The sequence below is a fragment of the Pseudomonas sp. NPDC087803 genome, assembly GCF_044742995.1.
GTDB lineage: Bacteria > Pseudomonadota > Gammaproteobacteria > Pseudomonadales > Pseudomonadaceae > Aquipseudomonas.
On the sequence record NZ_JBIUVO010000030.1, the window covers coordinates 1 to 10071 of the forward strand.

Annotated in this window: 10 protein-coding genes; all 10 read right to left on the reverse strand. The window is 62.0% G+C overall.

Features of this window, described 5'->3' with window-relative positions; all coding sequences use genetic code 11:
• Nucleotides 1-472 (reverse strand): flagellar basal body-associated protein FliL (locus tag ACIOUG_RS16015; protein WP_401066887.1); only part of this gene is annotated, 472 nt, incomplete at its 3' end.
• Between the two features lie 207 nt (nucleotides 473-679).
• Nucleotides 680-2062, reverse strand: coding sequence for a flagellar hook-length control protein FliK (locus tag ACIOUG_RS16020; protein WP_401066888.1), 1383 nt, complete (start codon nucleotides 2060-2062; stop codon nucleotides 680-682).
• A 106-nt stretch (nucleotides 2063-2168) separates the two neighbouring features.
• Nucleotides 2169-2516 (reverse strand): Hpt domain-containing protein, encoded by a 348-nt coding sequence (locus ACIOUG_RS16025; RefSeq protein ID WP_401066890.1) that lies wholly within the window; start codon nucleotides 2514-2516, stop codon nucleotides 2169-2171.
• A 30-nt stretch (nucleotides 2517-2546) separates the two neighbouring features.
• Nucleotides 2547-4250, reverse strand: a complete 1704-nt coding sequence (locus ACIOUG_RS16030) for a SpoIIE family protein phosphatase (protein WP_401066892.1) — start codon at nucleotides 4248-4250, stop codon at nucleotides 2547-2549.
• 5 nt (nucleotides 4251-4255) lie between these two features.
• A complete protein-coding gene (locus ACIOUG_RS16035; protein WP_401066894.1) occupies nucleotides 4256-4561 on the reverse strand; it encodes an STAS domain-containing protein in 306 nt (101 codons plus the stop codon).
• Nucleotides 4562-4748: 187 nt separating this feature from the next.
• Entirely contained in the window at nucleotides 4749-5198 is a 450-nt protein-coding gene (gene fliJ, locus ACIOUG_RS16040; RefSeq protein WP_401066896.1) for a flagellar export protein FliJ, read from the reverse strand.
• Between the two features lie 6 nt (nucleotides 5199-5204).
• On the reverse strand, nucleotides 5205-6563 hold the full coding sequence (gene fliI / locus ACIOUG_RS16045; RefSeq protein ID WP_401066898.1) for a flagellar protein export ATPase FliI: 1359 nt from the start codon (nucleotides 6561-6563) through the stop codon (nucleotides 5205-5207).
• On the reverse strand, nucleotides 6553-7359 hold the full coding sequence (gene fliH, locus ACIOUG_RS16050) for a flagellar assembly protein FliH (protein WP_401066900.1): 807 nt from the start codon (nucleotides 7357-7359) through the stop codon (nucleotides 6553-6555). Before fliH ends, fliI begins: the two co-directional genes overlap by 11 nt.
• A gap of 4 nt (nucleotides 7360-7363) precedes the next feature.
• A complete protein-coding gene (gene fliG, locus ACIOUG_RS16055; protein WP_401066902.1) occupies nucleotides 7364-8383 on the reverse strand; it encodes a flagellar motor switch protein FliG in 1020 nt (339 codons plus the stop codon).
• A partial coding sequence (fliF, locus tag ACIOUG_RS16060) for a flagellar basal-body MS-ring/collar protein FliF (protein WP_401066904.1) occupies nucleotides 8376-10071 on the reverse strand: 1696 nt, incomplete at its 5' end. The genes fliF and fliG, both read right to left, overlap by 8 nt.

Here is a 10071-nt window from a genome sequence, read left to right on the forward strand (position 1 = left end):
GAACTATCACCACTTTGCACATAAAATTATGACCCACTTCCTGGACGCTGGCTGTGGCCTTCTGGCGCAACATCTCCTGGCCGACCGGGGTCGCCAATGTGGCGAAATCCTGACCGGAGAAGAGCATCACCAGGTTGTTGCGGATCACCGGCATGTGCACTTTGAGCGCGTCCAGATCGGCCTGGTTACGCGCCAGCATGGTGATGCTCACCTGCATGTAGCGCTGACGGCCGTTCTGGTTGTAGTTGGCGACAAACGCCGGCGCCATCGGCTCGAAGATCGCCGGTTGCTTGCCGGCCGGCGCAGCTTCGGCGGCCTCGGCAGGTTTGCTCTGGGCACTGTGCATGAAGAACCAGGTCGCGCCCACGGACACACCGATCGCCAGCAGCAGAGCCACCACGATCAGGATGATCATCTTGAGTTTGCCTTTGGTCGCGGGGTCTTTCACTGCTGCTGTTTCGCTCTTCGCCATGCCAATAATCCGTCACTAATCGGGTTTTCACAGTCGCACGGCAAGGCAAGAGCAAGTGTTATGCCAGAAGTGTCGGAGGAAGGGGCCTGCAAGAAATCGCCGAGAGCCAAAAGCAAAAGATCGCAGCCTTCGGCAGCTCCTACATTGGAAGGTGTACACCCCGTAGGAGCTGCCGAAGGCTGCGATCTTTTAGTGTCGCCGCAATCGTCAGGCGTAATAGTCGACCGCGCTGCTGCCGATCACGCTGGTGGTTTGCGCAGCGGCTTCGGCCACTGCCGCCGGCGTCAGTTCTTCTTCCGCCGAATCCAGACGTCCCCCAGCGGCGCTGGTGCGTCCGCTCTGACCTTGCTGCGCCTGCTCCTGGCCCTGCTGACCCTGCCAGCCACGGCTCTGGTCGGAGACGTTGACGTCGACCTGGCCCATGCCCTGCTGGGTGAACATGTCACGCAAGCGATGCATCTGGCCGTCAAGGGCTTCACGTACGCTTGGGTGCGCGCTCATGAAGGTCACCTGGGTCTGCTGATCCGGCACCATGTTCACACGAATATCCAGACGCCCGAGTTCTGCCGGCTGCAATTGAATATCCGCCGCCTTCAGATTGGCGCTGGACAGGTACATGACGCGGTTGACGATTTCTTCGGTCCAGCCGCTCTGGTGCATGGCGATCGGCTGATTCACCGGTACCGCGTTCGCGGTTTTTGGTGTGGCCGCCTGAGTCAGCGCCGCCAGACGGTTGGCGAAATCATCGACACGGGTATCACTGGTGGCCGCCTTCAGATCTTTCAGACCATCGTCGATCAGGCCGCTGAAGGCCTTTTCGCCGTTCTGACTGGTGCTGTCCTTGTCGGCCTGCACGTCGAGCATGCTGGCCATGCCGGCAGCGAAGTTCTGCGCCGCAGTCAATTCACCGTCGGCCTGAGTCTGGGCCGGCGTGGATTTGGGTTGTGCCTGGCTGCTGGCGGAAATATGCCCGCCCTGCTCCATCGCCATACGCACCGCCGGCAACGAGTCGAGCGGATCGGCCGCCGGGTCGAAAGCGCTGTCGGTCGATGCCGCCGGATCTTTGACCACGGCTGGCGCGACGGTTGCGTCCACGGCCGGGGTTTCGGCTTTGACCGGCTCCGGTGTTGCAGCGACCGGCGCCGGCACCACAGGTGCAGTCACCAACGGTTGCACGGTTTGCGCCAGTGCCGGGTCCAGCGCCGGATCAACCGGGGCGGTGTCAGCCACTGGAGTCTGTGTGGTATCGGCGGCAGCGTCATCAGCGGCAGCCTGATCATCGGATGCCGTCGCAGCGCCCTTGTCGGCAGGCAAGGCATTGCCGCTATCGGCAACGGTCTGTTGCGCGGCGGCAGACTGATCCTTGCCGAGATCCTTCTTGTCGCTGCTATCGACAACCTTGTCGCGCGCCGATTTCAGAGAGCTGTCGGTACTGGCAAGCGTTTTTTTCGGGCCTTGATCGGCGAACACCTGAGCGAAGCTTGAGGCCTTGTCCCCGGTGTCTGCGGCCATGACCGGCGCTTTCGCGGCGGCGGCTTGCGCCTTGGCCTGGGCGGCAGATTGAAGAAGAACATTGGGGGTCGCAGGCATGACACGGTCTCCGCTGCACTGGGATCGTAGGTACAGTTGACGGGGATTATTGCAAGTGTCGGGCCAGTTTTGTCCGGCGCTTGGGAAAAGCGCCGGACGGCAGGAATCAGTGGGTCAGCGCGTGCTGGCGTTCGTCTTCGTAGACAGGACGGACTTCCGCGAATTCGTAACTGATGTCGGCCACCAGTTTGACGATTTCCGCAGGGCTTTTGCCTTTGGCATCCGCCTCCAGCTCTTGACAGAGCGTCGCCAATCGAACAGCTCCCATGTTGCTGGCGCTGCCCTTGAAACTATGGGCGACCTCGGCCAACACCTTGACGTCGGCGGTCTTTTGCAGTTGATGCAAGCGACTTTCAGAATCGGCGAGGAAGGTATCCAGCAGATCCGGATAGCTGTCTTCCATCACTTCGCGCAAGGCATCGAGTACTTCGCGATCCACATGTTGGTCAGTCACTTGTTCACTCCTTGATCAAGAATCGGCGAATTATGCCTTAACCTCCCAGAAAAACTCTACGCAGGCACTGCGACCTTCGTCCGACCAACTGGCGTTATGCCCCAATTGCCGGATCAGACTGACCCCGCGTCCCGACAGACGGACACCGTCCAGCGGCCGCTCCATCACTCGGGCCACGTCAAAACCCTTGCCGCTGTCCTCAACACGAATGGCCAGGCAACCGCCCGCACCTTGTGGCTTGATTTGCAGATGCACGCGCACGTAACCGTCCTGCAAGGCTTCGAGTCGCGCATTGCGCTGTTCATAGTAGCGGGCGAAGCCAGCGGCATCGCGCTTGAGAGCGGAATCGAGGCCCAGCACGCCATGCTCCAGCGCATTGGAGTACAGCTCGGCGAGCACGCTGTAGATCGCCCCGCCCTGGGTGCGCAAGCCGTGCACTTCCAGCAACAACTGCAGCAGATACGGCAAAGGATTGAAGCGCCTCAGTGTCGCGCCGCGAAACTCGAAGCTCACCGACCAATCCAGCGGACAAGACTGGCCGCTGTCGGAATACACCGGTGCCGATGGTGTGATCTGCGCGGCGTCGAGCAGGCTGATCTCGACCATGCTCACATCGTCACGGGGCTCCCCGCGAAACTCGAGCAAGGCCTGTACGATCTCGGCAAACAGATTGTCCGGCTCACGGTTGGCGGCGAACAGGCGCTGCAAACGCTCGACACCGAACAACTGATCGCTGGCATCAGTGGTGTCGATCACCCCGTCGGACAGCAGGAACACCCGGTCCCCCAGCGCCATGGGTTGCACCTCGGTGCGATCGTCAAACGCCTGCGGGCTGAGCACACCCAGCGGCAAATGCCGCGCCGGCAGCGGCAGCCGTTCGCCGCTGGCGATGCGGTGCAGGTATCCGTCGGGCATGCCGCCGTTCCACACTTCCACCGTGCGCCGCTGAAAGCTCAGGCAGAGCATGGTTGCGCAGCAGAACATGTCCACCGGCAGGATGCGCTTGAGCTTGGCGTTCATCTCGCGCAGGGTTTCGGCCAGACCGTAACCCTTGGCGGTCATGCCGTAAAACACTTCGGCCAGCGGCATCGCCCCTACCGCCGCCGGCAAGCCGTGGCCGGTGAAATCACCGAGCAGCACATGCATGTCACCGGCCGGGGTGTACGCCGCCAGCAGCAGGTCGCCGTTGAACAACGCGTAAGGCGATTGCAGATAGCGGATGTTCGGCGCACTCAGGCAGCCCGCGTGCGCGACCTTGTCGAACACCGCTTTGGCCACACGCTGTTCGTTGAGCAGGTAATCGTGATGTCTGGCGATCAGGTCGCGCTGCTGCAGCACGGTGGCCTGCAAGCGGCGCAAGCGATCCATCGCCTTGATTTTGGCGGCGAGGATCACCTGGTTATAGGGCTTCGCCAGAAAGTCGTCACCCCCCGCCTCAAGACAGCGGGCCAGCGCTTCGCTTTCGGTCAGCGAAGTCAGGAAGATGATCGGCACCAGGGTTTCCCCGGCCAGCAGCTTGATTTGCCGAGCGGCCTCGAAGCCGTCCATCACCGGCATCATCGCGTCCATCAACACCAGATGCGGTGGCTGACGCCGGAAAATCTCCAGCGCTTCGGCGCCGTTGGCAGCGGTCAATACTTCATGCCCCTGACGCCGGACGATGGTCGACAACAGCAGCCGGTCGGCGGCGCTGTCTTCGGCGATCAGGATCGTCAGCGGCTCTTGCGCCTGCATGGCCGTCAACTGATGTCGAAGAGTTTGTCGAAATTGGAGATGGCGAGGATCTTGCGCACGTCGGAGTTGCTGTTGACCACCCGCACATCCGAATTGTCGCCGCCTGCGTGATCACGCAGCAGGAGCAGCATGCCCAGCGCGGAGCTGTCGAGGTAGGTGGCTTCCTTCAGGTCAACCACAATGGATTCGGGTTTCTGGTCAAGTCGCTCATAGGACTCGCGAAACTCTTGATGGCGACCAAAATCGAACCGACCCTTGACCGAAATCGTCAGTTTTTGACCATCCGGAGAGACTTCTGTAACGACTGACATTGACTGGCTTCCTTGTCATTGACGAACGTGTACAAGGTTTAGCATCTGGTAGACCCAGGGGCAAGGTGCAACGCAGAACCAAATGTGGGAGCGGGCTTGCTCGCGAAAGCGGTGTGTCAGTCAACATTGGTGTCTCTGACACACCGCCTTCGCGAGCAAGCCCGCTCCCACAGGGAGTTTGGACAACTTAAAAAGGGTTCTGGCGCGGCAAGCGCTGCGACAACTCGTCCAGCAATTTCTGCTCGCGCTTGTCTTCGAGGCGTTGCGCCTCTTCGCGGTAGCGCTGCACCAGTTTGCGCAAACCCTCGACCTTGGCGAACGCCTGCTGCCAGGCGTCCCGCGCCTTGACCAGATTGTTCTGGTGCCAGACCAGGCTTTGCCGCTGCTGATCGATCGCGGTGTCCAGTTGCGCCAGAAAGCCGTGATACCCCAGCAGCCATTGCCCGGAAACCCCGTCGCTACCGCGCACGATCCACTGCTCCTGATAATCGAGACGAAAGGCGTCGAGGTCGGCGAGTTTGCTTTCGGCCACTTTGACCTGGCCCTGAAAGTAACCCAGGCGCTGCACGGCGGTTTTCTCGGCCTGTTCGGCCATGTCCACCACCGGCGCCAGACGCGCAGCTCGGCTCACGGCCATGGCCGGTTACCCGCCCGCCGCAGGCGCGAACAGGGTTTCGAGGTAAGCCTGACTCTCGCCCATGTTGATCTTGTCGTTGAGGCCCTGCCGCTGGTAGCGGGTCAGTTGTGGCTGCAGGCTGATCGCCAGATCAGTCTCGCGGTCACCACCGGCAACGTACGCGCCGACGCTGATCAGGTCGCGGCTCTGCTGATAGCGCGACCACAGCTGCTTGAAGTACTGCGCGCGCTGCATGTGTTCCGCCGAGACCACCGCCGGCATCACCCGGCTGATCGACGCTTCGATGTCGATGGCCGGATAGTGCCCTTCCTCGGCCAGACGCCGGGACAACACGATGTGGCCGTCGAGCACGCCCCGCGCCGAGTCGGCAATCGGGTCCTGCTGGTCATCGCCTTCGGACAACACGGTGTAGAACGCGGTGATCGAACCACCGCCCTTCTCCGCATTACCGGCGCGCTCCACCAGTTTCGGCAGTTTGGCGAACACCGAGGGCGGATAACCCTTGGTCGCCGGTGGCTCGCCAATGGCCAAGGCGATTTCCCGCTGGGCCTGGGCGAAACGGGTCAGCGAATCCATCAGCAACAGGACGTTCTTGCCCTTGTCGCGGAAATACTCGGCGATCCGCGTGCAATACATCGCCGCGCGCAGACGCATCAGCGGCGCATCGTCCGCCGGCGAGGCGACCACCACCGAACGCTTGAGGCCTTCTTCACCGAGAATGTGCTCGATGAACTCTTTAACTTCTCGACCCCGCTCACCGATCAGGCCAACGACGATAATGTCGGCCTCGGTGAAGCGGGTCATCATGCCCAGCAGCACCGATTTACCGACACCGGTACCGGCGAACAGGCCCAGACGCTGACCACGCCCGACCGTCAGCAAACCGTTGATGCAACGGATGCCGACGTCCAGCGGTTCGTGGATCGGGTCACGGTTGAGCGGGTTGATCGTCGGGCCGTCCATCGGCACCCAGTCTTCAGCCTTCATCCCGCCCTTGCCATCCAGCGCGCGTCCAGCGCCGTCGAGTACCCGGCCAAGCATGCTCATGCCCATTGGCAGGCGACCGGTTTCGGCCAGCGGCACCACGCGCGCGCCCGGGGCGATACCGGCGACGCTGCCGACCGGCATCAGGAACACTTTGCTGCCGGAAAAACCCATGACTTCCGCTTCCACCTGAGACGGGTGATAGCTGTCGTCATTGATCACCAGGCAGCGCGTGCCCATGGCGGCGCGCAAGCCTTCGGCTTCGAGGGTGAGGCCGACCATGCGCAGCAGGCGGCCTTCGAGAATCGGCGCGCCGGCCATCTCGGTGGCTTCGGCATAGGTGCTGAGGCGCTTGGCGAAACTGGTGCGTTCAAGGCGCATCGGGGGTGCCCGCGAGCGGCTCTTCAGGCGCAGCCGCCGGTTGACTTTCTTCAGGAATGTCCAGACTCAGATCCGGCGCGGCCGGGTGCAAAGCCTGCTCGTGCAACTGGTCGAACAGTTTGTCCATGACCTGAGCGACGCGGGTTTCAATGCTCGCATCGATGCGACTGTGCGCGGTTTCGACACGGCAGCCACCAGGCATCAGTGCTTCGTCTTCGACGATGCGCCAGGTCTCTTCATGACGCTCGCGCAAAGCCTTGGCCTGCTCGAAGTCCTGCGGATTGACGTACAGACGCACGTTGTCCACGCCCAACGGCAGCAGCTTGAGCGCATCGCGCATGACGTGTTCGATCTGGCTGGAGTCGATGGCCAGCTCGCGCTTGATCACTTGTTTGGTGATGTGTTGCACGAGGTCGACCAGCGACTTTTCGATCTGTGTGTCTTGCTCGGCAATCGGCTCGAACAGATGGGTCATCAGCTGCTCGAGGCTGGCCAGCTTCGCCGCCAGCGCCACTTCGGCTTCCTGACGCACCTTGAGCGTGGCGCTGTGAAAACCTTCCTTCTCGCCGATGCCAAAGCCCTCGTTGTAAGCCTCCTGACGGATGCTTTCGAGTTCTTCCAGGGTCAGTGGCTGGACTTCTTCCAGCGGCACTTCTTCCATTTCCGGCGGTTCGGGCTCCGGTTCCGGCTCGGGTTCCGGTTTCGGCGGGTCGAAGCTGGGCATTTCCCAGGATTCGAAACCACGGACATCCCGGGCGCGGATCAGGTCCGTCACTGACTCGTCATGCTTGTCCATGGGCTTAGATCATTTCCTCGCCGCCCTTGCCACCGAGCACAATCTCGCCGGCTTCGGCCATGCGACGGGCAATGGTGAGGATTTCTTTCTGCGCGGTTTCCACGTCGCTGACGCGCACCGGGCCTTTGGCCTCGAGGTCGTCGCGCAACAGTTCGGCGGCACGCTTGGACATGTTCTTGAAGATCTTCTCCTTGACGCCTTCGTCCGAACCCTTGAGCGCCAGCACCAGCACGTCGGAGGAGACTTCGCGCAACAGCGCCTGAATGCCCCGGTCATCGACATCGGCCAGGTTGTTGAACACGAACATGAGGTCTTCGATCTGACCGGACAGGTCTTCGTCGACTTCGCGGATCGAGTCCATGAGCTGACCTTCGATCGAGCTGTCGAGGAAGTTCATGAGGTCCGCCGCACGCTTGATGCCACCCAGGGTGGTGCGCGAGGCGTTCGAGTTGCCGGAGAACTGCTTCTCGAGAATCTGGTTCAGCTCTTTCAGCGCTGCCGGCTGCACGGTGTTCAACGACGAGACGCGCAGGATGATGTCCAGACGCACCTTGTGGTCGAAGTTGCCGAGCACTTCACCGGCCTGATCCGGATCGAGGTACGCGACCACGATGGCCTGGATCTGCGGGTGTTCGTAACGGATCACGTCGGCAACGGCGCGCGGCTCCATCCATTTCAGGCTGTCGAGGCCGCTGGTGTTGCCACCGAGCAGGATGCGGTCGATCAGGCCGTTGGCCTTGTCTTCGCCCAGCGCCTGGGTAAGCATTTTGCGCACGTAGTCGTCGGAGCCGACGCCGAGGCTGGTCTGGTCGCCGACGATGTCGACGAACTCGCTCATGACCTGCTCGACCTGCTCGCGATGGACGTTGCCCATCTGGGCCATGGCCACACCGACCCGCTGAACCTCTTTCGGGCCCATATGGCGCAGCACTTGCGCGGCATCGGTCGAACCCAGGGACAGCAGCAGAATCGCAGCTTTGTCGACCTTGTTCAGTTTGGCGGTTGCGGCTCGGTTATCACTCATCTGCGTTAATCCACTCTTTCACGACCTGAGCCACGCGACCCGGATCCTCGGCCACCAAGCTCTTGATTGCATTCAGTTGTGCGTCGTAACCCTCACTCGGGCTAGGCAACAGAATGCTCTGCGGACCACCGAGGCTCACGCGGTCGTTGGCCAGGTCGCCGTCCAGGCCGCCCATGCCACCGAGTTCCACGTCGCTGCCCAGACCGGCCAGCTCCTTGCCCTTGCCGCCGCCGGTGATGTTGTTCAACACCGGACGCAGCACACCAAACACCAGCACCAGGATGAACAACACACCCAGCACTTGTTTGACGATGTCCCAGAACCATGGCTGGGAGTAGAACGGAATATCGGCGACCACTTCACCGCGCTCGGCGGAGAACGGCATGTTGATCACACTGACGCTGTCGCCACGGCTGGCATCGAAGCCGACCGCGTCCTGCACCAGACGGGTGAAGCGCGCCAGTTCATCGGCGCTCCACGGCGCGCGGGTAATTTCCCCGTTGGCCGCATTGACCTTGACCTGATCGTCGACCACCACCGACACCGACAGACGATTCAGGCGACCCTGCTGCTGTTTGGTGTGGCTGATGGAACGGTCAAGTTCGAAGTTCTTGGTGGATTGTTGACGCTTGTCCGCCGGATACGGCGCGAGCATCGGCTGGCCGGTGGCCGGGTCCATGATCTGCTGACCGTTGGCATCGACCAGTGGCTGACCTGGTTGCACCATGCTGGCAGGCGCTGCGGCACCACCGGTGGTTTGCGGCGCCGACGCCGGCGACGGTGGCTGGTTGCTCAGGGCACCCGGTACACCTTGCGGGCCATTGCTGGCGGTGCGTTGTTCGTTGACCGATTGCTCGCTGCGCAACGCCGGTTGGTCCGGGTTGAACTGCTCGGCAGTCGATTCGACGGCATTGAAATCGATGTCGGCCGAGACTTCAGCCTTGTAGCGATCGTTGCCCAGCACCGGCTGCAGAATGTTGTGCACGCGCTGGGTGAGCATGCTTTCCATGCGGCGGCTGTAATCGAACTGCTTGCCGGCCATGGTCATTTCGGAATTTTCCGCCTGATCGGAGAGCAGGTTGCCCTTCTGATCGACGACGGTGATCTGCGATTTGCTCAGTTCAGGAACGGAGGTCGCCACCAGGTTGATGATCGCCACCACCTGACCCGGCTCCAGCGAACGCCCGGAGTACAGCTCGACCAGTACCGACGCGCTTGGCTTGCGCTCATCACGCACGAACACCGAACTCTTCGGAATTGCCAGGTGCACGCGGGCACCCTTGACGTTGTTCAGGCTGGAGATGGTGCGCGCCAGTTCGCCTTCGAGGCCGCGACGGTAGCGGGTCGCTTCCATGAACTGGCTGGTGCCCAGCCCCTGCTCCTTGTCGAGGATTTCGAAACCGATGTTGCCGTCGCTGGGAGTGACACCAGCGGCCGCGAGTTTCATCCGCGCACGGGACAGGTCGTCAGCCTTGACCAGCAAGGCACCGGAGTTCGGCTCGACGGTGTAGGGAATGTCGGCGGAGGCCAGGGTGTCCATGACCTGCTTGGCGTCCATGCCGGCAAGGCTGCCGTACAACGGACGGTAATCCGGCTGCTGCGACCACAGCACCACGGCAAAGCCAATCGCCACGCTCGCAGCCAGGCCGACCAACCGGCCCACCTGGCGCAGCTCGGTCTTCTCGGAG